19 protein-coding genes are annotated in these 23,389 nt (G+C 74.2%); 12 read left to right on the top strand and 7 right to left on the bottom strand.

Annotated features, from left to right (window positions below; all coding sequences use genetic code 11):
• Positions 1–29: 29 nt before the first annotated feature.
• Positions 30–659 (bottom strand): TetR/AcrR family transcriptional regulator, encoded by a 630-nt coding sequence (locus tag ACFS27_RS04180; RefSeq protein ID WP_377180588.1) that lies wholly within the window; start codon positions 657–659, stop codon positions 30–32.
• Positions 660–723: 64 nt separating this feature from the next.
• Between ACFS27_RS04180 and ACFS27_RS04175 the strand changes: the two genes are divergently transcribed.
• The 4 genes from ACFS27_RS04175 (at position 724) to sigJ (ending at position 5,443) form a co-directional block, all read left to right on the top strand.
• Positions 724–2,355, top strand: a complete 1,632-nt coding sequence (locus ACFS27_RS04175; protein WP_377180587.1) for an FAD-binding oxidoreductase — start codon at positions 724–726, stop codon at positions 2,353–2,355.
• 90 nt (positions 2,356–2,445) lie between these two features.
• Complete coding sequence (locus ACFS27_RS04170; protein ID WP_377180586.1) at positions 2,446–3,363, top strand: diacylglycerol kinase family protein; 918 nt, start codon at positions 2,446–2,448, stop codon at positions 3,361–3,363.
• Positions 3,364–3,866: 503 nt separating this feature from the next.
• Positions 3,867–4,481 (top strand): carboxymuconolactone decarboxylase family protein, encoded by a 615-nt coding sequence (locus tag ACFS27_RS04165; protein ID WP_377180585.1) that lies wholly within the window; start codon positions 3,867–3,869, stop codon positions 4,479–4,481.
• On the top strand, positions 4,481–5,443 hold the full coding sequence (sigJ, locus tag ACFS27_RS04160) for an RNA polymerase sigma factor SigJ (RefSeq protein ID WP_377180584.1): 963 nt from the start codon (positions 4,481–4,483) through the stop codon (positions 5,441–5,443). The genes ACFS27_RS04165 and sigJ overlap by 1 nt, the downstream gene beginning before the upstream one ends.
• Here sigJ and ACFS27_RS04155 read toward each other — a convergent pair.
• On the bottom strand, positions 5,433–6,194 hold the full coding sequence (locus tag ACFS27_RS04155) for an IclR family transcriptional regulator (RefSeq protein ID WP_377180583.1): 762 nt from the start codon (positions 6,192–6,194) through the stop codon (positions 5,433–5,435). The two genes, sigJ and ACFS27_RS04155, sit on opposite strands and share 11 nt — an antisense overlap.
• A gap of 323 nt (positions 6,195–6,517) precedes the next feature.
• Between ACFS27_RS04155 and ACFS27_RS04150 the strand changes: the two genes are divergently transcribed.
• The 4 genes from ACFS27_RS04150 (at position 6,518) to ACFS27_RS04135 (ending at position 11,468) form a co-directional block, all read left to right on the top strand.
• Positions 6,518–7,783 (top strand): cytochrome P450, encoded by a 1,266-nt coding sequence (locus ACFS27_RS04150; RefSeq protein WP_377180582.1) that lies wholly within the window; start codon positions 6,518–6,520, stop codon positions 7,781–7,783.
• Between the two features lie 65 nt (positions 7,784–7,848).
• Positions 7,849–9,477, top strand: coding sequence for a Re/Si-specific NAD(P)(+) transhydrogenase subunit alpha (locus tag ACFS27_RS04145; protein ID WP_377183587.1), 1,629 nt, complete (start codon positions 7,849–7,851; stop codon positions 9,475–9,477).
• Positions 9,474–10,883, top strand: coding sequence for a Re/Si-specific NAD(P)(+) transhydrogenase subunit beta (gene pntB, locus ACFS27_RS04140; protein WP_377180581.1), 1,410 nt, complete (start codon positions 9,474–9,476; stop codon positions 10,881–10,883). Before ACFS27_RS04145 ends, pntB begins: the two co-directional genes overlap by 4 nt.
• A 171-nt stretch (positions 10,884–11,054) precedes the next feature.
• A complete protein-coding gene (locus ACFS27_RS04135; protein ID WP_377180580.1) occupies positions 11,055–11,468 on the top strand; it encodes a hypothetical protein in 414 nt (137 codons plus the stop codon).
• A gap of 17 nt (positions 11,469–11,485) precedes the next feature.
• On the opposite strand, the gene ACFS27_RS04130 is transcribed toward ACFS27_RS04135, so the two are convergent.
• Entirely contained in the window at positions 11,486–12,907 is a 1,422-nt protein-coding gene (locus ACFS27_RS04130) for a hypothetical protein (RefSeq protein ID WP_377180579.1), read from the bottom strand.
• Positions 12,908–12,990: 83 nt separating this feature from the next.
• Here ACFS27_RS04130 and ACFS27_RS04125 point away from each other — a divergent pair, with 83 nt between their 5' ends.
• Positions 12,991–14,283: a glycosyltransferase gene (locus ACFS27_RS04125; RefSeq protein WP_377180578.1), complete on the top strand. Its 1,293-nt coding sequence runs from the start codon at positions 12,991–12,993 to the stop codon at positions 14,281–14,283.
• 8 nt (positions 14,284–14,291) lie between these two features.
• Here ACFS27_RS04125 and ACFS27_RS04120 read toward each other — a convergent pair whose 3' ends face one another.
• Positions 14,292–15,707 (bottom strand): hypothetical protein, encoded by a 1,416-nt coding sequence (locus tag ACFS27_RS04120; RefSeq protein ID WP_377180577.1) that lies wholly within the window; start codon positions 15,705–15,707, stop codon positions 14,292–14,294.
• 179 nt (positions 15,708–15,886) lie between these two features.
• On the opposite strand from ACFS27_RS04120, the gene ACFS27_RS04115 reads away from it, so the two are divergent.
• The 3 genes from ACFS27_RS04115 to ACFS27_RS04105 are packed head-to-tail and all read left to right on the top strand — an operon-like array spanning position 15,887 to position 20,296.
• Positions 15,887–17,329: a condensation domain-containing protein gene (locus ACFS27_RS04115; RefSeq protein WP_377180576.1), complete on the top strand. Its 1,443-nt coding sequence runs from the start codon at positions 15,887–15,889 to the stop codon at positions 17,327–17,329.
• On the top strand, positions 17,326–18,846 hold the full coding sequence (locus ACFS27_RS04110; protein WP_377180575.1) for a hypothetical protein: 1,521 nt from the start codon (positions 17,326–17,328) through the stop codon (positions 18,844–18,846). The genes ACFS27_RS04115 and ACFS27_RS04110 overlap by 4 nt, the downstream gene beginning before the upstream one ends.
• A complete protein-coding gene (locus ACFS27_RS04105) occupies positions 18,827–20,296 on the top strand; it encodes a hypothetical protein (protein WP_377180574.1) in 1,470 nt (489 codons plus the stop codon). The genes ACFS27_RS04110 and ACFS27_RS04105 overlap by 20 nt, the downstream gene beginning before the upstream one ends.
• Before the next feature lie 102 nt (positions 20,297–20,398).
• On the opposite strand, the gene mqo is transcribed toward ACFS27_RS04105, so the two are convergent.
• The 3 genes from mqo to ACFS27_RS04090 form a co-directional block, all read right to left on the bottom strand.
• A complete protein-coding gene (mqo, locus tag ACFS27_RS04100) occupies positions 20,399–21,886 on the bottom strand; it encodes a malate dehydrogenase (quinone) (protein WP_377180573.1) in 1,488 nt (495 codons plus the stop codon).
• Between the two features lie 124 nt (positions 21,887–22,010).
• Positions 22,011–22,688 carry a maleylpyruvate isomerase family mycothiol-dependent enzyme gene (locus ACFS27_RS04095; RefSeq protein ID WP_377180572.1) on the bottom strand — a complete coding sequence of 226 codons (678 nt, stop codon included), beginning with the start codon at positions 22,686–22,688 and terminating at the stop codon, positions 22,011–22,013.
• 52 nt (positions 22,689–22,740) lie between these two features.
• Positions 22,741–23,259 (bottom strand): pyridoxine/pyridoxamine 5'-phosphate oxidase, encoded by a 519-nt coding sequence (locus ACFS27_RS04090; RefSeq protein ID WP_377180571.1) that lies wholly within the window; start codon positions 23,257–23,259, stop codon positions 22,741–22,743.
• Between the last annotated feature and the right edge of the window lie 130 nt (positions 23,260–23,389).

Raw genomic sequence — 23,389 nt, 5'->3', positions numbered from 1 at the left:
TGGGGAGGGGCGACGGGCGGGCCGTCCGGTCAGGGACGGAGGTAGCCGTCGAGGGCGTGTGCGAGCTCTGTGCGCAGGGCTCCGGCGTCGATGACCGTGGTGACCGTCCGGTAGGACAGCACGGTCGACTGGGTGATGAGCAGGACCATGACGGCCAGGTCGGAGGCCGGCCCCTGCCGGACCGTCCCACCCTCCTGGGCGGCGGTGAGCGCCGCGGCGAGCCACTCGAGGCTGACGCGCTGCGAACGGCCGATCCGCTGGAACGCGTACTGGGTGAAGACCTCCGGCTCGTGGGTCAGCAGACGCCCGTACACGGGGTCGGTGCGGAGCAGCTCGCTGAACCGGACCACCTTCTCGACGATGGTGGCCCGGTCGGTGGCGTGGGGGCCGACGGCGGTGATCACGCGCTGCGCGTGGTGCATGAGGAGCGCGCGCAGCACGTCCTCGGCCGACTCCCAGCGCCGGTAGACGGTGGGCCGCGAGACGCCGGCTGCCCTGGCCAGCTCGGTGACGGACAGGCCACGGGTGCCCCGGGTGGCGACCAGCTCGCCGGCCGACGCGAGCAGGCGCGCCTCGATGCCGTCGCGCCCGCTGTCGGGCTCGCCGTCGGGGTGGTCCGGTGACGAGATCGGCCCGGGGGGTGCGTTACGGATTGTCATGTTGTGTCACACTGTAACGCGAACCGGGCCCGACAGCCAGGCCCGCCGACGACCCGGAGGACGCGTGAGCACAGAGCCGCAGCACGGACGCATCGACATGCGGTGGTCGGGCTGGGGCGACCCCGACGCGGCGCACGGGCTCCCCGGCGGCGTGAAGCTGCTGCTCGCAGCGGTGCTCGGCCGGACACCGGCGGGGCGTCCCGCGCCGGACCTCGCGGAGGTCACGGTCACGACCCCGCCCCTTGACGACGCCGACGTGACGGCCCTCGCCGCCATCGTCGGTGCCGCCCACGTCGACGCCGGGCGCGAGGCCCGGATGCTGCACGCGGGCGGGAAGTCCACGCCGGACCTGCTGCGGCGCAGGCAGGCAGAGCAGGTCGCGCCGGGCGTCGTCGTGCTGCCCGGCTCCGAGGAGGAGGTGGCAGGGGTGCTGGCGGTCGCCGGCGAGCTGAGCCTCGCCGTCGTGCCGTTCGGTGGCGGCACCGCCGTGACCGGAGGGCTGGAGCCGGACGCCGGGGCGCACCGGGGCGTCGTCAGCCTCGACCTGCGCCGGCTGGCCGGGCTGGTCACGCTGGACAGCACGGCCCAGGAGGCGACGCTCTGGGCGGGGACCACCGCACCGGCCGCCGAGTCGGCACTGGGGGAGCAGGGCTTCGAGCTGGGCCACTTCCCGCAGAGCTTCGAGTTCGCGACCCTCGGCGGGTTCGCCGCCATGCGCTCCTCCGGCCAGAACTCGGCCGGGTACGGGCGGTTCGACGCCATGGTCACCGGGCTGCGCGTCGTGACGCCGACCGGGACGCTCGACCTGGGCCGCGCGCCCGGGTCGGCCGCGGGTCCTGACCTGGTGCGCTGGTTCCTCGGCTCGGAGGGCGCGTTCGGCGTGATTACGCAGCTGCGGCTGCGGGTGCACCCGGTCCCGGAGGTGCGGCTGTTCGACGCCTGGAGCTTCGGCGACTTCGCGACCGGCGCCGACGCGCTGCGCCGGGTGGCCCAGCTCGGCACCGGTCCAACGGTGCTCCGGCTGTCCGACGAGGACGAGACGGCAGTCTCGCTCGCGCAGGTCGGCAACATCGGCAAGGCACTGGCCAGGGGCTGCTCCGCCGTCGTGCTGCACGAGGGACCTGACGGCCTGGCCCAGGCCCGGCGCGAGGCCACCACGCGGGTGCTGCGGGAGGCGGGCGGAAAGCCTGCCGCCGAGAAGCTGGCGGTGTCCTGGGACCACGGCCGGTTCAAGGCGCCGTACCTGCGCGACGCGCTGCTCGACAACGGTGTCTTCTGCGAGACCCTCGAGACCGCCACCACGTGGTCGAACCTGCACGCGCTGAAGGCCGCTGTCACCGGCGCGCTGGCGGACGGGCTCGCCGCGGAGGGCGCGAAGAGCCGCGTGCTCTGCCACATCTCCCACGTGTATCCGACAGGGGCGTCGCTCTACTTCACGGTGATCGCCGGCCTCGGCGTCGACCCGCTCGTGCCGTGGGAGCGGGTGAAGCGCCGCGTCAACGACGCGATCATGGCGGCGGGCGCCACCATCAGCCACCACCACGGCGTCGGCACGGACCACGCCCCCTGGCTGGAGCAGGAGATCGGCGAGGTCGGGCTCCGGATGCTGCGGGCGGTCAAGGCGGAGCTGGACCCGGCGGGGATCATGAACCCGGGCGCGCTGCTCGGCCCCGACCCTGCTTCCTCGGCCGGCTGACCCCGGCCGGCTGACCAGGTAGGTTGCGGCCCACCACATCTTTCGCAGGTTCGACGACAGGGCGTCCGACGGCGGGCGCGTGGAGCTGACATGACTGAGCAGTTCGGTGGGACCGGGCACATCGCGGTGCTCGTGAACCCCGCGTCAGGGCGCGGTTTCGGCGCGGGAAGCGGTCACGTGGCGGTCGGCCGGCTCAGGGAGCGCGGGGTCGACGTCCGCGTCTACCAGGGCGTCGACGCCGAGGAGACGGTGGCGCTCGGCAGAAAGGCGGTCGACGAGCAGCCGGCCGTCGTGGTGGTCGCCGGTGGTGACGGCACGGTCTCGTCCGTGCTGCAGCCGGTCCTCGAGGCGGGCCTGCCGCTCGCGGTGATCCCCGGCGGAACCGGCAACGACCTGGCCCGCGAGCACGGAATCCCGCTCGACGACCCGGCGGCCGCCGCGGACCTGGCGCTCGACGGAGCCCGCAAGCGCGTCGACACGGGCACCGTCACGGCCGACGACGGCACGGTGCGCCACTTCGTCACCGTCCTGTGCGCAGGCCTGGACTCCCTGACGAACGAGCGCACCAACCGTATGACCTGGCCCACCGGCCCCGCCCGGTACCGGATCGCGGTGTACGCGGAGTGGTTGCGGCTCAAGCGGTTCGGCTACCGCCTCGAACCCGTCGGCGCACCGTCGCTGGCGCGGGACGGGTACCTGCTCGGGATCGGCCTCACCAGGTCCTACGGCGGCGGGGTGCCGATCTGCCCCCGCGCGGACCCGACGGACGGGCTCCTCGACGTCACCCTCGTGCACGCGGTGGGCCGGTTCCGGTTCATGGCGTTCGACAGCCTGATCAAGGTGGGGCGGCACGTCGATCGGCCGGACGTCACCACGCTGCGGGCGCCCGCGATCCGGGTCGGTGCCCCAGCGGGCCTGGTCGCGTACGCGGACGGCGAGTACGTGGGGCCGCTGCCGGTCACGGTCGAGGCTCACCGGGAGGTGCTGACGCTCTGCGTTCCGGCGTGAGGGTCCTGGCCTGGCTCGAGCCGCAAGTTGGACGTCTGGCGGGGCGGTGGCTGGCCTCGAACCGCAGGTTGGGCGTCAGGCGGGGCGGCGGACGGCCTCGAATCGCAAGGTGGACGTCTGGCAGGGCCGTAGCTGGCCTCGAACCGCAAGGTAGACGTCAGGCTCGGCGGCGAGCCGCAAGCTGTTGGTCTTGGGGGCGTCTGATGGACCCGCTTGTTGCGGTTCGGCACGCCGGTGCACGCCCAACTTGCGGTTCGGCACGCCGGTGCGCGTCCAGCCTGCGGTTCGGCCGGCTGAGCACGTTCAACGTGCGGTTCGGCACTCGGCTGGTGATCAACTGTCGGTTCGGCGTAGCCGGCTGGCTCACCCATCCACTCGGCCACCCGCCCGAGACGACCGCCCCGTCCCGGTGTGACCCGGCTCACGGCCGGCCCATGTCATGTCCGGGAGCCGAGTGGTGTCTTGAGGGTGTCCGCCATGGACCGACCGAACGGAGCCCGATCATGTCCCCCACATCGAACGAGCCGGACCGCAGCATCAGCACCCGGATCACCAGCGCCGTGCCGAGCACCCTGACCAACCGGGCCATGGCCGCGTTCTCCCGCCGACGGTACGGCGCGGTGCTGGATCCGCTCGTCGCCGTCGGGCACCACGGGAAGGTGACCAGGACCTACGCGCTCACCGAGCTCGGCGTCAGCGGCTGGAAGGCCCTCGACCCCGGCCTCAAGTCGCTGGCGGTGATGGCCGCCTCCGTGGCGATCGGGTGCACCTGGTGCGTGGACTTCGGCTACTGGGAGGCGCAGCATGAGCACATGGACCCCGGGAAGCTGCACGACGTCCCGGCCTGGCGATCGAGCGAACGCTTCACGGAACTTGAGCGGGACGTGCTGGCGCTCGCGGAGGCCGAGACGGCCACCCCGCCGTCCGTCGACGACGACCTGGTCGCGCGTCTGATCGCCGCCCTCGGCGAGGAGGCCTTCACGGAGCTCGTCGCCATCGTCGCGGTGGAGAACCTGCGCAGCCGGATCAACTCCGCGATGGGACTCGGCGCGCAGGGCTTCAGCGACCGTTGCGAGGTGCCGCTCGGCGGTGCCCTCGCCGAGGTCGGCGAGCAGTAGTGCCCGACGACGTCGCGGCGGGCCCGCGCCCCGAGGTCGCCGAGCACCCGGAGCAACCGGGTCGCCCAGGGCACCCCGAGCGCCCCGATCTCGCCGGCCTCGCCGAGCTGTTCGAGGCCAACCGCCGTCTGCTCTTCACCGTCGCCTACGAGATGCTCGGCGCGGCCGCCGACGCGGAGGACGTGGTGCAGGAGGCATGGCTGCGGTGGTCGGCGGCGGACCGGTCCGACGTCGTCGAGCCCCGGGCCTATCTGGTGCGGATCGCGACGCGGCTGGCCCTGAACCGGCTCCGTGCGCTGCAGCGCGCGCGGGAGACGTATGTCGGCCCGTGGCTGCCCGACCCGCTCCTGACCACGCCCGACGCCGCCCACCCGGTCGAGCGCGCCGAGGAGGTGTCGCTGGCGCTGCTCGTCGTGCTGGAGACGCTGTCACCCCTGGAGCGTGCGGTGTTCGTGCTGCGCGAGGTGTTCGACCTGCCCTACCAGGAGATCGCCGAGGCGCTGGACCGTGACGTCCCGGCGGTGCGGCAGACCGCGCACAGGGCCCGCGAGCACGTCCGGGTCCGGCGCCCGCGCTACACGCCCGCCGGGCCCCAGCACGCCGAGGCCACCGAGCGGTTCCTGACGGCGTGCTTCACCGGCGACCTCGCCGGGGTGCTGGCAGCGCTGGCCCCCGAGGTGGAGCTCGTGACCGACGGCGGCGGCGTCGTCCGCGCGGCCCGACGAATCATCCGCGGCGCCGACAAGGTGTCCCGCGCGCTGATCGCGTTCGCCGGCGACAGCTCGATGGCAGCCCTGGAACGGGTGCCCGCAGAGATCAACGGGGCGCTCGGCACGATAGCCCTGCTCGACGGCGTGCCGACCATGGCGACCGCCGCAGAGTTCGACGGCGACCGGCTGGTGCGGATCATGGTGTTCCGCAACCCGACGCGGCTCGCCGGGCTGGACCGGGTCAGACCGTAGCGAGGTCCCCGGCGACCAGGCCCAGCTCGCGGCGCGCCTGCGCGGGTACCGCCTCGCCGGGGATGCTGAGCCCGACGGCCCACGTGGCGTCGTCGCCGGCCCGGCGAGGGACGAGGTGAGCGGCGCAGGTGATGTCGTCGCGGAACTCGCCGTGCTCCTCGACAACGTTGTCGGGCCGCAAGCGGGCGAGCTGCGCGTCCAGCGACCGGATGTCGGACGCCGTGCGCGTGGTGAACTTGCGCATCCCGGCGTCCAGCACCAGCTCGTAGCGATCCCGGCGGGAGATGCCGAGCAGCAGCGCCTTGCCGAGCGCGGTGGCGTGGGCAGAGACGTCGAGCCCGCGCTCGAGGTCCTCCAGGTACGGCGACCCTGGCGCCTCCGCGTAGTCGACGACGACCACGCGGCCGGCGCTGATGCGGCCGAGGTACGCGCTGTAGCCGGTGCTCTGGGCCAGGTGCCGCAGCACCTCACGGGTGTCCGGGCCACGGCCGAGCGAGCCGAGCTGTTCGTAGAACCGCTGGCTCACCTGTTCGCCGACGTCGTACGTGCCGTCCTTGAGCCGGGTGACGTAGCCCTTGTAGGCCAGCGTGCGCACGAGGTGGTACGTGGTGGAGAGGTTGAGGCCGCTGCGGCGGGCTATCGCCTTGACCGGCAGGCCGGGGGAGCGGGTCACCACCTCGAGCACGCGAAAGGCGCGGGCCACGCTCTGCACCAGGTCGTCCGGGCGTTCCCGGTCGGCGTCCAGAGTCACGTGCCCCCCTCGTTCGCCGGCTCGTGGCCGACGGTCGTTTCGGCTGAAGTGGTCCCGCCCGGATGGGTCTCGACAGGGTCGATCGAGGGTGCGACAGTGTGTGTGCCCTCGCAGTCATCGTAGCCACGGGCGCGGCCGAGGTCACGATGCTAGGTGGGAACACGGGTGGGTTCACCCTGGGCGATCGACGACGATGCACAGATACGGCGAATCAATGAATTTACCTGAACCGGGTCATATCCGGCAAGTACTCGGCATGCTCTCTGCCCGTCGGCACGGGCCGGTCTCGCACTCCGAGAGGGTCGGCCACGTTGCTCGATGACATGCGCGGCACGCAGGACCGTCCCTGGCCCGGCGCGCGGCCGGTCCGGCTCGGCGACGTCTCTCGGCTGAAGCCGCTCGTCCTGGCATCGGCGTTGCAGGACCCGCGCGAGTTCTACGACGAGCTGGAACGCGAGTGGGGCGAGGTCGCCCCCGTCGAGCTCGAGCCAGGTGTCCCTGCCTGGCTGGTGATGGGGCAGCGGCTCGTCTACGACGTCATGCGCAACGAGCAGCTCTTCGCCACCAACCCGCAGACCTGGAACGGGCACGCGCGCGGAGGCCTGCCCGCGACGTCGGGCCTGCGCCCGGTCTTCACGTCACAGCAGCGGTTCGCCGCCAACTACGCCGACGGCGCGCTGCGCCAGCGCCTGCGCGAACCGCTCGACGACGCGTTCGAGCAGCTCTCGGAGGGCATCACCGCCGCAAAGGTGCGCTCCTTCTGCACCCTGCTCATCGACCGCTTCGAGGACCGTGGCCGCGCTGACCTCATGCTCGAGTACGCGTCGGTGATCCCGTTCCTCGTCATCGCCGACATGATCGGGTTCGACCCCGAGGACGGGCAGCGCCTGTTCGACCTGACCCGCAGGGTCGCGGGGGGCGGCACCGACGCGGCGCCCGCCGTGACCGAGGTCGACCGCCTGCTCGGCGACCTCGTGGCGGTCCGTCGCAGGCTCCCGCAGCGTGACCTCGCGAGCTCCCTCGCCGCGCACCCGAACATGCGGGACGACGTCGAGGTGGCCCACACCCTGCTGATCGTCGCCTACTCGGGGAACCTGACGCTGACGGCCTGGGTGGCGCAGACCCTGCTGCTGACCCTCACCGACTCACGGTTCTCCGGCCGGCTGCACGGCGGCCGCATCGACCTGGACAACGCGATGGACGAGGTGCTCTGGCGCTCCACCCCGACCATCAACACCCTGCCCCGCTTCGCCCGCCAGGACATCGTGCTGGACGGCAAGCACATCGCGGCCGGCGACCCGCTCGTCCTGGCGATCCACGCCGCGAACACCGACCCGCGGATGGACACCGGCGACCCGTGGGACCACGTCGGCAGCCGCGCCCACGTGTCGTTCGGCACCGGGCCGCACGCGTGCCCTGCGCCCCGCACGGCCCGCGTGATCGCCCGGATCGCCGTCGAGACGATCCTGCGCCGGCTCGACGTCGTGCTGCGGATCCCCGCCTCCGAGGTCACCTGGGACCAGACGCTGTGGATCCGTCAGCCCGTGCGCCTCCCGGTCACCTTTCCGCCGCCGGTGGTGTCGGCATAGGCGCTGGACGTGCCCGGATCGGCGGGGGCAGGCGGTAGGTTGCGCACGTGAGCGAGGAGGGCCACATGCGCATCGGTATCCCGGACGACGGCGGGCCGCTCGTGCCCGCCACCCCGACGACGACGGCCCGGCTGGTCGGTCTCGGCTACGACGTGTCCGTCGCGGTGGGCGCAGGGGCGGGGGCGGGCTTCCCTGACGCGGCCTACGAGGCCGCCGGCGCCGTCATCGTGTCGGACACCGACGCGTGGTCCGCCGACGTCGTCGCGATCACCCGGGCGCCCGACGTGCTGGCTGCGCCCGGACCGGCAGGGCTGCGCCCTGGTGCGCGCGGCCCGGACGGGCTGCGGATCGGAGCGGTCCTGATCGCTCAGATCGCCCCCGGTGCGCGCCCCGACCTGGTGCGCGCGCTCGCCAACCGCGGCGTCACGGCCTTCGCGCTCGACGCCGTACCGCGCATCTCGCGGGCGCAGTCGCTCGACGTGCTGAGCGCCCTGTCGAACGTCGCCGGGTACCGGGCGGTGGTGGAGGCGGCCGCCGAGTTCGGCGGCATGTTCTCCGGCCAGGTCACCGCCGCGGGCACCACCCCGCCCGCGAACGTCTTCGTGATCGGCGCGGGCGTGGCAGGGCTCGCGGCGATCGGCGCGGCAGGCAGCCTCGGCGCGCGCGTGCGCGCCTTCGACGTGCGGCCGGAGGTCGCGGAGCAGATCGAGTCCATGGGCGCGACGGTCGTCCGGGCCGACGACGCCGCGCAGCAGGTCAGTACCGACGGCTACGCCTCGGCGCTCACCACCGACCAGGAAGCCGCCGCGATGCGCGCCTACGGCGTCGAGACGGCCGCCGCCGACATCGTCGTCACGACGGCGCTGGTGCGCGGAACGGCACCCACGACCATCACCGCGGAGATGGTCGCGGCCATGCGCCCCGGCAGCGTGATCGTCGACCTCGCGGCGCCGGGCGGCGGCAACTGCGAGCTGACCGTGCCGGGGCGGCGGGTCGTCAGCCCCAACGGCGTCGTGATCCTCGGCTACACGGACCTTCCTGACCGCATGCCCCGGCACACCTCCGAGCTGCTCGGTACGGCGGTCGCCAACCTGGTCCAGCTCGGCACGCCGAACCGCGACGGCCGTCTCGGGCTCGACCCGGACGACGTCGTCGTGCGCGGCATGACCGTCGCCGCGGGCGGCGAGGTGCTGTGGCCCCCGCCGCCGGTAGCGGTCTCCTCGCAGGGCGCTCGGCCACCGGCGGTCGCCACGTCGGTGTCCGAGCCCGTGGCCGCCGCGCCAGGGTCGCGTCAGGCCCGAGCGGGAACCGGGCCGCGACGAGCCCACCCGGCGGTGCGGCCGGTGCTGGTGGGCCTCGGCGCGCTCCTGGCCGCGCTCGCCGTGGCCGCGTCGCCCGCCGACCAGATCGCGCACTTCACCGTGCTGGCGCTGGCCGTCGTGGTCGGGTTCTACGTGATCTCGCACGTCAGCCACGCCCTGCACACACCGCTGATGTCCCAGACCAACGCCATCTCCGGGATCATCCTGGTCGGCGGGATGCTGCAGATCGGCTCGTCGGACCCCGTGGTGACGACGTTGGCCGTGCTGGCGTCGGCGGTGGCGAGCATCAACATCTTCGGCGGGTTTCTCGTGACCCACCGCATGCTCGGGATGTTCCGCCGTGGCGCCCCGACCGACGGGAGCAGCCGATGAGCGTCGAGTCCGTGGTCCAGGCCGTCTACCTCGTGGCGGCGGTCCTGTTCGTGCTCTCCCTGGCCGGGCTGTCGAAGCAGGAGACCGCACGGCGTGGGGTGCTGCTCGGCATGGCGGGTATGGGGCTCGCGCTGGCGGCGACCGTAGCGCTCTCGCTCGACCGGTCCGAGCGGCCCGTCGGGCAGACGGCGGGGCTGATCCTCCTGGTGCTCCTGGTGGGCGCCGCCGTGGGCACGTGGCGGGCGCGCACGGTCGAGATGACGCAGATGCCCGAGCTCATCGCGCTGCTGCACTCGTTCGTCGGCGCTGCGGCGGTGCTCGTGGGCTTCGGGTCCTACCTGACCGAGCCCCGCACGACGGGGTCCGGCGGCGGCGTGCACCTCGTCGAGGTGTTCCTCGGCGTGCTGATCGGCGCCGTGACGTTCACCGGCTCCGTGGTGGCGTTCGGCAAGCTGTCGGGGCGCCTGAGGTCGTCGCCGCTCATGCTGCCCGGCCGCAACTGGCTCAACCTGGGCGCTGTCGTGGCGAGCGCCGGTCTGCTCTGGTGGTTCGTCGCGGCAGGCAGCTCTGGCCTCGTCCCCCTGCTGCTGATGACCGCGGTGGCGCTGGCACTGGGCTGGCACCTGGTGGCGGCGATCGGCGGGGGCGACATGCCCGTCGTCGTCTCGATGCTGAACTCCTACTCGGGGTGGGCCGCCGCCGCTGCCGGGTTCATGCTGGGCAACGACCTGCTCATCATCACGGGTGCGCTGGTCGGGTCGTCGGGTGCGATCCTCAGCTATCTCATGTGCCGCGCGATGAACCGGTCGTTCGTGAGCGTGATCCTCGGCGGATTCGGTGCCGGTACCGGCATCGCCGCGGCGGGCGGCGACGCCGAGCAGGGCATCCATCGCGAGACGACGGCGCTCGAGGTCGCCGACCGGCTGACCGCCGCGCGCTCGGTGATCATCGTGCCCGGCTACGGCATGGCCGTTGCGAAGGCGCAGTACCCCGTCGCGGACCTGGTGGCCCGGCTCACGGCCCGTGGCATCGTCGTGCGGTTCGGCATCCACCCGGTCGCCGGCCGGCTGCCCGGTCACATGAACGTGCTGCTCGCCGAGGCCAAGGTGCCGTACGACCAGGTGCTCGGCATGGACGAGATCAACGGTGACTTCCCCGGCACCGACGTCGTGCTGGTGATCGGCGCCAACGACACCGTGAACCCGGCCGCACAGGACGACCCGGCGTCGCCCATCGCGGGCATGCCGGTGCTCGAGGTGTGGCAGGCTCGCGAGGTGGTCGTCTTCAAGCGATCCATGGCGACGGGCTACGCGGGCGTACAGAACCCATTGTTCTTCCGCGAGAACACCGCCATGCTGTTCGGCGACGCGAAGGACCAGGTGGAGCTCATAGTCCAGGCGCTATGACTGCTCTGATCCGTGCGCGAGGCGGGTGCCTTTTGCATTCGGGTCGTCATGTGTGGGTGAATTGAAGGTGACGCGCTGACATGGCGCGGTAACGACTTGGTATAAAGGGGTGCGCCAGGAAAGCCCGGTGTATTCCCTCAGTGCGGAGGCCGAGTGTTGACACGCTCTCTCGTGACCGGAACGGTCACGATCGTGGGGTTCCTGGTGCTTGTCGCGACCACCGAGCTCTTCTACTTCGGGCCCCCCGACGGCGCCCAGAACGCCGGTGAGGTGTTCGCCTCGCTCGGTGGTGCTGCCCTCACGCTGCTCACCTGGGCCGGGGTCGGCTGGTGTGTCGCACGGACGGCGCGAGCCCTCCGCCTGACCCGCTTCTCGGTGCTCGTCGGCATGGTCGGGCCGGTCGCGGCGATCGTCGCCTTCGCCGTGACGGTCGACCTGGACGGCTGGTCCACCGGGTTCGGTGCGCTGGCCTTCGCCGCGGCGTCCGCCGGCGTGCTGGCGACGATGCGGAGCCGGCGGTCCGACGGCTCGACCGCGGTGCCGACGGCCTCGGAGCCCCACCCGCCGATCCACCTCCCCGCCTAGGTTCACGACGAGGTGGGTCACCAGAAGCGGGTCGGGAGGGCGTGGCGGGCGTACACCGCCTCCACCGCCGCTCGTACCTGACCGGGTTCGCCGAGCCGTTCCTCGTCCAGCCCGAGCACCACGAGGGTCGCCACGCCGTCGTGCTCCGACCACCAGGAGTCCAGGCCGCCGCGCATCTGCCGCAGCCGTCCACGGGTCAGGCCCTGCGTGACCCCGCGCATGAGCACGCCGGAGGCCGAGGTGCCGAGCGGCGCCGCGAAGGTCGCGGGCAGCCGGCCCAGGTTCGAGGCGAGGCACAGCGGCGCGGTGGCATCGCGCGCGGCGCGCTTGGCGACGGCGTCGGGCACCATCTGCAGGAGCGGCTTCAGCGGGCCGAGGGCCTCGACCCGGGTGCCGGACGTCAGCGCCCGGAACTCGGCAGCGGCACTGGCCCGGATCTGGGCCAGGTCGGCCACCACCCCTGCCCGCTCCGGCGCGGGCGTCACCGTGGTGTCGACGGCGAGGGAGACGCCCGACGTCGCGTTGGACCGTAGATCCTCCCTGCCGCGGAGGCTGACCGGCACCGAGACGCGCACCGGCATCCCTGCCGTCGCCGCGCCGGCGGCGAGCAGGATCTCCGTGCACACCGCGATCAGCAGGCTGTTCGCCGTGCCGCCCGCCGCGTGGGCCGCGCGGTGCCAGGTGGAGGCGTCGGTGTCGACCACGACGACCGGCGGGCTGGCGGGCTGCGCGTCGTCCGTGCGGGGTTCCGGCCGCGGCCGGTCCGCCGACTGCTGCGCCAGCACCGGGGGCACCGGCCCCTGCCTGGCCACGTCCCGCAGACCGCCCACGGCCGCCCGGGCCTGGCCCGTGGCGTCGCGCAGGTCGGCCACCAGGCCGGTGCGGATGCGCTCACCCTCCCGTGGCAGCCGCCGGGTGCCGGACGCCGAGGCGAACACCCCGGCGTCGTCCGCCCTGAACCCCGCTGCGGCGACCGCTGCCTGGAGCGCGCCGACGTGCATCCCGCCGTCGGCCACCACGTGCGACGTGACGTAGCTGAGCACGCTCCCGCCGCTCGCCGTCGGCGCAGCAGCGAGGGCCCAGGTGGGGCCGCTGACCGGGTCAAGGTTCGCCTGGGCCTGCCGGTCCGCCCAGGTGAGCACGGCGTCGTCGGGCACGGGGGTGGACTCGACGAGCGGGTCGAGCGACACGGTGGAGGTGGCCCAGCGGTCCCGGGCGCCGGGAAGGCGGCCCGGCCGGACCACGCGCTGCAGCGGACCGTCCGCGAGACCGCTGTGCAGGGCGCGCACGGCGGCGGCGTCCAGCGGTGCGGGGAGGCGCCAGACGGTCTGGTTCACCACCGCGACCCCGAGCACGCGCCGGGTGCGCAGGAACAGGTCGTCGTCGTAGGTGAGGCGGTTGCTGGCAGTCGGTTCTCTGGTGGTCGCTGGGCTGGTCACGGGGCCTCCGGTGGCGGGCAGGCGGATGGGTGGCCTGAGGGTGGGTGGCCTGAGGACGGATGGCGGGTCAGTAGAGTGCGCGCGTGCGTCACGTCTTTGCCCTGGTGGGCAGCCGAGGAGATGTCCAGCCGGCCCTCGCCGTCGCCCTGGAGCTGCGTCGCCGCGGGCACGAGGTGGTGACCGGCGTAGCGCCCAATCTCGTGCCGCTGGCCCAGCGGCTGGGCCTGGGCCCGGTGCCGCTCGGCACCGACTCCGCGGCGCTCCTTGGGTCCGACCTGGTCCGGCGGGACATGCGTTCCGCGCACCCCGTGCGGCGGGTGCGGGCGCTGCGGGCGGTCGCGTCGGCGGGCTGGGACGAGCTGCGCACCGGCCTGCTGGCGCTGCTGGACGACGTCGGCGGCGCCGACACGGTGGTGACCGGGCTGCTCGGGCAGGAGGTCGCCGCGGCCGTCGCCGAGCGGCGTGGTCTCGGCATGGCGGCTCTGCACTACTGCCCGGTCCGGGCGAACCACGTGGTGTCGCCGGTGAGCGGGCTGCGCGGGCCGGGCGCCACCCGGGCGGCCTGGGCGCTGGGTGAGCGGGTCCGCTGGGGCCTGACCCGGCGCGCCGAGAACGGCCAGCGCGGCGCGCTCGGCCTGGCGGAGACCCGGGTGCACCTGCCGGCCCGCCTGCGCGACGCCGGGGTGGTGGAGGTTCAGGCCTACGACCCCGCGCTCGTCCCCGGCCTCGCCGACGAGTGGGGACCGCGCCGTCCGGTGACCGGCTTCCTCGCCCTGGACGACGACGCCCGCGCCCGCCTCGGGGAGGCCGGCTCGGGCTCCGGGCTCGACGCTGATCTGGAGGGCTGGCTCGACGACGGCGACCCGCCGGTCTACGTCGGGTTCGGCTCGATGCCCGTGGGGGACCCGACGGCGCTGCTCGCCGCGATCGACGCCACGTGCGCCGATCTCGGGGTGCGGGCGCTGGTCAGCGCGGGGTGGAACGACTTCACGGGGGTTGATGGTGCGGGCGGTGCGACGCAGGACGAGAAGCGCGTACGGGTCGTCGGCGCCGTCGACCACGCGGCGGTGCTGCCCCGCTGCCGCGCCGCCGTGCACCACGGCGGGGCGGGCACCACCGGGGCGGTGCTGCGGGCGGGGCTGCCCGCCGTCGTCGGCTGGTACTCCGCCGACCAGCCGATGTGGGGCGACCTGCTGCGGGGCGCAGGGGTCGGCGTCGCGCGCCGTGCGAACACCCTGACGCGGCCGGGCGTGCTCGCGGGGGCCCTGGCGGAGGTGCTCGACGACGCCACCGCCGTCCGCGCGGCAGCCCTCGGGGCGCGCCTCGTCCCGCCCGACCGGGCGGTCGCGGCCGCCGCCGACGCGATCACCGGCTGAGCCGCCCGTCACCAGGGCACCGCCGGGATCTGCCAGCCGGCGGTCTCGGCGAGCACGAGGCGGCGCAGCGTCTCGGCGTCGGGCACCCGGTCGGGGTCGAGGGCCGCGACGCTCAGTGTCGTCGTCCGTCCAGAGGTGGTGCAGAAGGCGACCAGTCCGCCGCCGGCGGCGCGCAGCTCGGCGGCGGAGGCGCCCTGGTAGTGCGACAGGGTGGCGACGGCACGCACCACGCCGCCCGGCGCCTGCGTGTACCCGTCGGGTGGCGCGCCGAGGTTGGACGCAAGGGCCGCGGCGACCGGCGGCTGCGGCAGGCGGCTCACGACGGGGTCGGGCAGCATCTGCACCAGCTCGAGCGGTACGGGGGCCACCCCGGGCTCGGGCCGCCCGACGGCGGTGTACGCCTCCTTGGCGGCCGCCCGGACCCAGCCGAGGTCGCGCGCGGCGAGCACGTCGGCAGGGACCGTGACCCGGGCGATCTTGGTGGAGTTGGCCCGCGGGTCCTCCGCACCGCGCGTGGACACCGGCAGGGCGACGGGCACCGGCTCGCCAGGGAACCGGCCGGTGGCGTGCACCAGCCGGGCGAGGAACGCCACGAACCAGGTGTTGGGCGTTCCGCCGTGCTCAGCGGCGGCCCTGGCGACGCGGTCGGCCGGGAGCTCGACGTGCAGCACGGGGGCGCGCCAGCCGACGTCGTCCGCGGGGCTGCCGGCCGGGCCTGCGGAGACCGGGGCATCGCCGCCCTCGCCTGCTTCGCCCGCCTCGCCTGCGGGAACCGGGCTCTGCTCGACCGGCGGTGCGGGGGCGCCGCGCTCCCGTGCTGCCTGCCGCGCCCTGGCCTGCGCCCAGCGCGCGACGGCAGCCGCCTGACCGGCGGCGTCGGCCGCGTCGGCCAGGAGTGCCCGGGTCCCGCGTCCGGGCGCCGGCACGACGATCGGGTCTGCGTGCGTCGCGGCGCGTACCAGGGCGTCGATCAGCGCGGCACCGTCCGCGACTGCGTGCGCGCAGGTGAGGGAGACGATCCCGCCGACGACGGTGCTCCCGCCGTCCGCCCCCGCTGCCACGACGTCGGCGGCGGCGAGCCGCCAGGAGCGGCCACGTGCTGGGTCGAGCGGGAGGTCGGCCTGCGCCTGGCCCCACGCCCCGACCGAGCTCTCGGGCACCGCGGCCGTCTGCAGGTCGAGGACGGGCAGGGTGCCCGCCGGCGCCCAGCGGTGCCGCGCACCGGGCACGCGGGCGCGCACCACACGCCGGTGGAGCGCTCCTGCGGCGATGCCGCCGGCCAGGTCACGCAGGCGGTCGGCGTCGTACGGCCCGTCGAGGCGCCACAGCACCTGGTTCACGGCGGGACTCGCCTCGCCGTCGTGCCGGCGCAGGAACATGTCGTCGGCAAACTGCAGCCGTAGTGCGGGCGGCGGGTTCGGCACGCATTCCTCCGTTTCGGGCGCCCCGGGCGCGGGGGGCAGCCGTCGTATTCGGGTGAACCATACCCATGAGGCTGACTTTCACCCGCTATATCCGGTATAAAGGTCGCCGCAAGGGGACCGCGGAACTCGTCCGACGTCGTGCTGGCCGTGCCCACAGATCGATCGAGGGACCCGACCGCATGGAATACACCGAGCTCTCGGCCTACGACCTGCCGGCAGGGACCGTGACGTCGTGGACGCCGCGCGCCGACGCCGGGCGCTGGCAGCAGGACCCGCGTGACCTGTCGCCTGGGCACGAGGCGCACCTGCGCGACTCCGAGCCGGGCTCCTGGATCGGGTCCGTGCTGCGCGTGCCCGGCCCGTACGAGCCGGAGCCGCTGCGCCGCGCGATCCACGCCTGGATGTGCCGCCACGAGGTGCTGCGCACCACGGTCACGCGCGACTCCGGCCAGGGCTGGCGGCGCGTGACCGCTCCCGCAGAGGCCGTCGCCGTCCGGGACCTGGTGGTCGGCGACCTGACCGCCGCCCAGGTGACGGCCCTGCTGCCGAGCCTGCTCGCCGACGTCTCGCCCTCCGCCTGGCCGCACTGCGTCCTGGCGAGCGTCGAGCCGCCCGGCGCCGACCACTTCGTGCTCGCGTTCGGTGCCGACCACTCGGTGATGGACGCCTACTCCCAGCTCCTCTGGTTCGAGGAGATCGTGTCGCTGTACGACGCCGCCCGCAGCGGTGTGGCCGACGCGGAGCTGCGCGCGCTGGAGGTCGGCTCCCACGTGGACTTCTCGGCGGAGGACCGCAAGCTCGCGATGACGCTCGCCGCCGACGGCGAGCCGGTGCGCCGCTGGCTCGACTTCCTCGGGCCGGACACCGCCTTCCCCCGCTACGGTGCGGACGGCGTCACCCGCCCTGCCGCCGACGACGCAGAGGCGAGCCGTCCGCAGGCGTCCCGGTCGTCGTGGCTCGCCACCGTCGACCAGACCGACGACCTGAGCGCCCGCAGCCGGGCCCGCGGTGCCTCGGCGCAGTCCGGGGTCCTGGCCGCGTTCGCCCACGCCGCGCGACAGGTGCACGGCCTCGACCGGCTGCGGTTCGTCCTGCCGATGCACACCCGGTACGCGCCGCAGCACGCGGCGGCCGTCGGCTGGTACGTGGGCCTGTGCCCCGTCGACCTCGACCTCGACGGCGTGGACCCGGTCCTGCGTGACGTCGACTCCGGCCAGGGCGGTCCGGCACGCCTGGTCGACGGCACCGCGCTGACCGCCACCGTCGAGCGCGTGCACGCAGCGGTCCTGGCCGGAAAGCCCCTGGTGCGGTACTCGTTCGCGCGGATCGCGGAGCTGGGCGGCATCACCGACAGCCCGCACTTCGCCGTGTCGTACGTCGACACCCGGTTCGTGCCAGGGGCGGAACGCTGGAGCACCTGGCACGCCAGGACCCTGCGCAGCCCCGCGTACGGCACTGACGAGCTCTACCTGTGGTTCCTGCGCACCCACGACGGGCTCAACGTCTCCACCAGGTACCCGGACACGCCCGAGGCGCACTCCGCGACGGACGCGCTGATCGAGGAGCTGCGCGGGTACTTCCGGGCCTTCGGGTCGGACGGTGTGCGGGAGGCGGTCGCATGATCCTCGGCGCGCTGGGCACGTGGGCCACACGGCCAGGGCAGGTGCTGCACCTGCGGCCGACGGCGGAGGCGCTCGCCGCCGCTGCGTCGGCCCCGGTGGACCCCGGGCCGCCGTCGTTCCTCCAGGGCGACCACCTGCGCGCCTTCGCCGCTCGGCGGGCGGCCGACGGGCGGCACCGCGCCTGGACCGGCACCGCGACCCATCTCGACGGCGTGCTCGACGTGCCCGCCCTCGCCCGCGCGCTGACCCGGCTGGTCCGGCGGCACGAGGGACTGCGCACCTGGTTCGACGTCGACAGCTGCGCCGACGGCGGCGCCCCGGTGCGTCACCTGGTGCCTGCCGAGGCCGTCGGCTTCGAGGCGGTCGAGGTCCCCGCGTCCTCGCCCGCACCCGGTCGCCCGTGGGGCGACTGGGTCACCGCGCACCTGACCGAGACGTTCGACCTCGCGTGCCGTCCCGACTCCTGGGCGCCGTTCGTCCTCGGGGCCGTGGCCGACGACGACGGGTTCGGCCTGTTCTGGGGCTGCGACCACGCGTTCACCGACGGCGCGTCGCAGCTGATGGTGCTCAGCGAGATCGAGGAGCTGTACGCGGAGGAGCGGGTCAGCGGGCAGGGTGGCGCGCCAGGGCAGGGCGGCGGGCGTCGGCCGAGCCCGCCGGAGACCGGACCCGACACCGCCGGCTCGTTCCTCGACCATGCGCGGGCCGAGCACGTCCTCGCCGCGGCGACCCCTGCGGACGCCCCGGAGATCCGGGCATGGGCCGATGCCGTGACCGCGCACGGCGGCCGGCTGCCCGGCTTCGCGCTGGACCTCGGGCTGGCCCCTGGCGAGACGGCGCCCGTGCGGATCCGGTCCACGACCCTGCTCGACGCCGACGGCCTCGCGCGCCTGGACGAGCTGGCCGCCGCCCACGGCGCCCGCTTCACCGGCGCCGTGTTCGCGGGGATCGCGCTCACGGACGCCCGGCTGACCGGTGCCACCGACTGGTTCGGCGTCACCGTGGTCGGCACGCGCGGGCCCGGGTTCGAGACCACGCAGGGCTGGCTGTGCAACTTCGCCCCGGTCACGTTCCCGGTGGCCGACAGCGGTGTCCCGGCGTCCTTCACCGACGTGCTGCCAACGGCGAACGCGGCGTTCCGGCAGGCCAGAAAGGTGGCCGCCGTCCCGGTGCACGCCGCGCTCGGCGTCATGCTGGCCGACGGCGTGCTCGACCCCGCCTCCCTCGGCAGCCCGCAGCTGATCAGCTACCTGGACCTGAGGCGGTTCCCCGGCGTCGGGCGGCCCGCCTACGACAGGGGCCTGCACTTCACCGGGGAGGGCCGGACCGCCAACGCGTCCCTGTGGCTGAACCGCGACCACGAGCGGCTCTACCTCGTCACGCAGACGCCGGACGTCCCAGCGGCGCAGGCCGCCGTCGACCGCTACCTCGCCGAGCTGACCGCCACGTTCGAGGCGGCGGCCGGCGGCGCCGCGCGCGAGCGGCTGGAGGCGACCGGTGCGGGTCGTCTCGGCTGAGCTCTGGGAGCCGGCGCCGGGCCGGGTGGTCACCTGGGACGTGCTGCCGGGCGGGACGCTGCCGCCCGCTCCGGCATCCCTCACCTACAACCAGCGCAACCACCTCCTCGGGGCCGCCGCCGGTGAGCCGAGCGTCTGGATCACCGCCGCGTTCGACGTCGACGGCCCGGTCGACGAGGACGCGTTGGAAGCCGCCTTCCGCGACCTCGTGACCCGGCATGCCGGGCTGTCGGCCGAGGCGGTCCGCCGGCCGGCGGGTGTGGGCCTCGTGCTGCACGAGCCCCGTGCGCTCGTCTGGCTCCGTCAGGACGGCCCGGTCACCGGAACCGTCGAGGCCACCCGCGAGCACCTGGTGGGCGAGCTCGGCCGCCGCTGCGCACCGTTCGGGTACCCGGCGTTCCTGCCGGCGGCGGTCAGCCGCCCCGACCGGTCGACGATCGTGCTCGGCATGGACCACCTGCACACCGACGCCTGGTCGACCACCGTCGTCGTCGACGACCTGGCCGCGCTCTACGGCGAGCACACGGGGCGCGCCGCGGGTCTGCCCGCCCTGCGCTCGGCCGCGCCGGGCGTAGCGGCCCTGGCGAGGGCCACCCTGCCGGCGCGCGGCACAGCCCTCCTGGCAGCGGGCGAACCGGCACCCCCGGCGGCCGCAGGCCGAGCCGCTCCGCAGCGAGCCGAGCCGGCAGGCCCGCCGGCCGTTCCGGCACCCGTCGGCGCCGACGACCCGCGGCTCGCGACCTGGCACGGCTTCCTCCGCGACCGTGGCTGGGCCCTGCCCACGTTCCCGTTGCCGCTCGGTGTGCCCGACGGCGAACGGGTGGCCCAGCGCACCGTCGTGCGCCCGCTCGCCGACGCCTCCGCCGCCGACACGATCGCCGCGCGCGCCAGGTCGGCCGGCGCGTCGACGTCGGCCGCCGTGCTGGCCGCGCTCGCCGCCGCCGTCGCCGACCTCGGGGGGCCTACCGTCCTGGAGACGCTCCTCCCGGTACACACCCGGGCCGACACCGCAGCGCGCCGGAGCGTCGGCTGGCACACGACCACGGTGCCGGTGCGCATCGAGGCCGCCGCCGCAGGGGGCGACACCGTCACGGACGCGGCCCTCGCCGCCACGGGCAAGGCCGTGCGCGCCGCGCGCGAGCTGTCGGCCGTGCCGCTCGAACAGGTGGTGGAGACCCTGCCGCAGCCGCTGCGGTTCCCGCGGGTGGACATCTTCCAGGTGTCGTACCTGGACTACCGGCGGCTCCCGGGACATGCCGCGTCGGCGGGGCGGCGGGCGCACCACGTCTCGGCAGCCACCCGCGCCGACGACCTCCAGCTCTGGGTGTCCCGCACCGACGACGGGGTCGCGGTGCGGGCGCGCATGCCGCGCACCGCGATCGCGATCGAGACGGTCGACGCGCTGCTCGCCCGTTGGGCTGCCCGTCTCGCGGGCCTCGTCACCCGCTGAGCCCGGAGTTGCCCAACGGAGGAGCAGCCGCTCCATCGAGGCCGATGAAGCGACTGCTCCTCCGTTCGTTCGGCGCTGCTGCTTCCCGGGGGAGGGGAGGGGTCAGGCGCCTGCCGCGACACGGTCGGCGGCGAGCTCCGCCGTGTCGTAGTCGACGCCGCCGAGGCTCGGCATCATCGAGGTGAGCTGCGGCTTCCACTCGTCGTACTTGGCGGGGAAGCAGCGCTCCAGCAGCCCGGTCATGGCGGCGACGGCGGTCGAGGCGCCGGGGGACGCGCCCAGCAGGCCGGCGATGGTGCCGTCCTGGGCCGCGACGACCTCGGTGCCGAACTCCAGCACGCCGCCCTTGCCCTTGACCCACTTCATCACCTGGACGCGCTGGCCGGCGGTGATCTGCTCCCAGTCGCCGGGCTGCGCGGTCGGCATGAAGCGCTGCAGCTCGTGGAACTTGGTCTCCGGAGCGGCCACCACCTGGCCGACCAGGTAGCCGGTGAGGTCCATGTTCTTCGCGGCGACGCCGAGCATCGTGCCGATGTTGTGCAGGCGCAGCGACGTGATCAGGCCGAGGTACTTGCCCTTCTTCAGGTAGTTCGGGCTGAACCCGGCGTACGGGCCGAACATGAGGTAGCTCTTGCCGTCGACGATGCGCGTGTCCAGGTGCGGCACCGACATGGGCGGCGCGCCGACGTCGGCCTTGCCGTAGACCTTGGCCTGGTGCTGGGACACGATGGCCGGGTTGTCCGTGCGGAGGAACTCGCCGGAGATCGGGAAGCCGCCGTAACCGCGCGCCTCCTTGATGCCGGAAGCCTGCAGCAGCGGCAGCGCGCCGCCACCGGCGCCGACGAAGACGAACTTCGCCCGGACGGTACGACGGCGGGTGCCGGCGTTCCAGGAACGGTCGTGCAGGTTCAGGCGCCAGCGGCCGTCCCGCAGCTTCTTCAGGCCCCGGACCTCGTGGTTCAGGTGCAGCTCGGTGTTGTGCGCCGTTGCGAACTCGACGAGCTTCTTGGTGAGCGACCCGAAGTCGACGTCGGTCCCCGCTGCGGCGCGCGTGGCCGCGATCGGCTCGTCGGCGTCGCGGTCCTGGGTCATCAGCGGCGTCCACTGCCCGATGACCTCGGGGTCCGAGCTGAACTCCATGTCGCTGAACAGCGGGTGCACGCTCAGCGCCTCGTAGCGGCGGCGCAGGAAGTCCACGTTGTCGGCGCCGCGCACGAACGTCATGTGCGGCGTGACGTTGATGAAGTCCGTGCCCTCCATCAGGCCGGCGGTCAGGAGGTGGTTCCAGAACTCGCGGGAGGTGTGGAACTGCTCGTTGATCGTCACCGCCTTGGAGATGTCGACCGAGCCGTCCTTGCGCTCCGGCGTGTAGTTCAGCTCGCAGAGCGCGGCATGGCCGGTGCCCGCGTTGTTCCACGGGTTCGACGACTCTTGTGCGACCTCGTCGAGACGCTCGTAGATTCCGATACGCCAGGTCGGCTCGAGGATCGTGAGCAGCGCGCCGAGGGTGGCACTCATGATCCCTCCGCCGATCAGCGCGACATCGACCTCTTCGGAGGGACGCGGGGCTGTCTGGAGGTAAGAAGTCACGTCAAGAACATTAGCGGGCTTGTGAAAAGCGGAACGAGCGCTGTGGCACGAATCACGTGGTGCCGTCCGTGACCTCGCTCACGCCGGCGCCCGTCCCGCTCTGCTCACCTGGTGGTGCCCGGGGTCACCGGGCCGGCGCGGCGGACGGCCACGGCCCGAGCTCCGGCAGCTCACCGCGCAGCGGCGCAGCGGGGACACGCCCGGCCAGCCACGCCACGACGTCACGGGGCTCCCCGTCGAGGTCGGCGACGGACACGCCGTCGGGCAGCCGGACGGCCAGGAACTCACGCAGGTGCGCGCACAGGGCGTCGTCCCAGGTCTCGTACCCGAAGGCCTGCGGCGTGCCGGCCAGCGCGTCGACCGAGTGGATCCGGACCTCTCGCCACCAGGCGAGCAGGCAGCCGGACAGCGGCCCGCCGCGGTACCCGCTCGGCGCGTCCCAGAGCGCAGAGCCCGGCTCGGGCCAGGTCCGTGCCAGGTCCCCGCTGAGGCGCTCCAGGACCGCGACGTGCTCGGCGGGCGTGCGCCCGGCGCCCTCCTCGATGATGGCGTTGCGGGCCTCCGGGCTCGCGTAGACGGGCACCACCTCGCCGCGCTCAGCGGCCTGTGCCTGGCCGAGCATCGCGCCGCCGATCCCCGCGATGTGGGACAGGACGTGCCCGCGGGTCCAGCCCGCCAGGGGCGACGGCGCTGCGACGTCCTCCTCGGTCAGGTGCCCGACGGCGGCCAGCAGGGCCTGGAGCCCCGCAGTCGAGTCGGCCAGGGCGTGCGAGATGGTGTCGGTGCTCGTGCTCGTGGTCATCGGTGTCTCTCTCCGTCGAGGAAGTGGTGGTGTGCGGGGTTCAGGGCCGGGTTCAGGGCCACAGCAAGCCCCTGCTCCAGCCGGCGGCGTCCGCGCGGTAGAGCAGGCGGGTGTGGGGGCCGTCGTCGGGCGCCTGCCAGAACTCGACCTCCGTCGGCGTGACCACGTAGGCCGTCCAGTCCGGCGCGGTCAGGTCCCGGTCGGCGCTGACGGCACGCAGGGCCTCGGCGAAGGCCCGGTCATACTCCTGCCGGGAGGCCAGCGGCTCGCTCTGGTGGTTGACCAGGCCGGCGGCACGAGAGGCGTCCGGGCGTGCGAGGAAGTCGGCGCGGCTCGCCTCCGGCCCTGCCGGCGCCGCGCTCCCCGTCACCTTGACCTGGCGGCCCAGCTCCGGCCAGAAGAACGTCAGGGCGGCATGCGGGTTGGCCGCCAGGTCGCGCCCCTTCGGGCTCGTGGACTGCGAGGCGAACCACCAGCCGTCCACCGTCACGTCCTTGACGAGCAGCGTCCGCGCGTGGACGTGCCCGGCGGCGTCGGCGGTCGAGAGGGTCGCGGCGTGCGCGGCGAGCACGTCCGCCTCGATCGCGTCCTCCAGCCAGGCGACGAACAGCTCGTGCGGCGTGGGGGGGCGCGGCGTCCGGGTCGAAGACCGGCAGCCCCGGCCGGGCGAAGGTGGGCAGCGCGCGCAGGCGCTCGCGGAG

Source organism: Promicromonospora vindobonensis (assembly GCF_042685865.1).
Classification (GTDB): Bacteria; Actinomycetota; Actinomycetes; order Actinomycetales; family Cellulomonadaceae; genus Promicromonospora; species Promicromonospora vindobonensis.
The sequence above is the reverse complement of the archived record's forward strand: the minus strand, read 5'-3'. Positions and strand labels throughout refer to the sequence as shown.

What these genes read in the sequence shown, in the direction of transcription:
- ACFS27_RS04180 (WP_377180588.1), bottom strand. Translation starts at nt 659, where the DNA reads ATGACAATCCGTAACGCACCCCCCGGGCCGATCTCGTCACCGGACCAC.
- ACFS27_RS04115 (WP_377180576.1), top strand. Translation starts at nt 15,887, where the DNA reads ATGGAATACACCGAGCTCTCGGCCTACGACCTGCCGGCAGGGACCGTG.
- ACFS27_RS04170 (WP_377180586.1), top strand. Translation starts at nt 2,446, where the DNA reads ATGACTGAGCAGTTCGGTGGGACCGGGCACATCGCGGTGCTCGTGAAC.
- ACFS27_RS04165 (WP_377180585.1), top strand. Translation starts at nt 3,867, where the DNA reads ATGTCCCCCACATCGAACGAGCCGGACCGCAGCATCAGCACCCGGATC.
- pntB (WP_377180581.1), top strand. Translation starts at nt 9,474, where the DNA reads ATGAGCGTCGAGTCCGTGGTCCAGGCCGTCTACCTCGTGGCGGCGGTC.
- ACFS27_RS04095 (WP_377180572.1), bottom strand. Translation starts at nt 22,688, where the DNA reads ATGACCACGAGCACGAGCACCGACACCATCTCGCACGCCCTGGCCGAC.
- ACFS27_RS04110 (WP_377180575.1), top strand. Translation starts at nt 17,326, where the DNA reads ATGATCCTCGGCGCGCTGGGCACGTGGGCCACACGGCCAGGGCAGGTG.
- ACFS27_RS04150 (WP_377180582.1), top strand. Translation starts at nt 6,518, where the DNA reads ATGCGCGGCACGCAGGACCGTCCCTGGCCCGGCGCGCGGCCGGTCCGG.
- ACFS27_RS04145 (WP_377183587.1), top strand. Translation starts at nt 7,849, where the DNA reads ATGCGCATCGGTATCCCGGACGACGGCGGGCCGCTCGTGCCCGCCACC.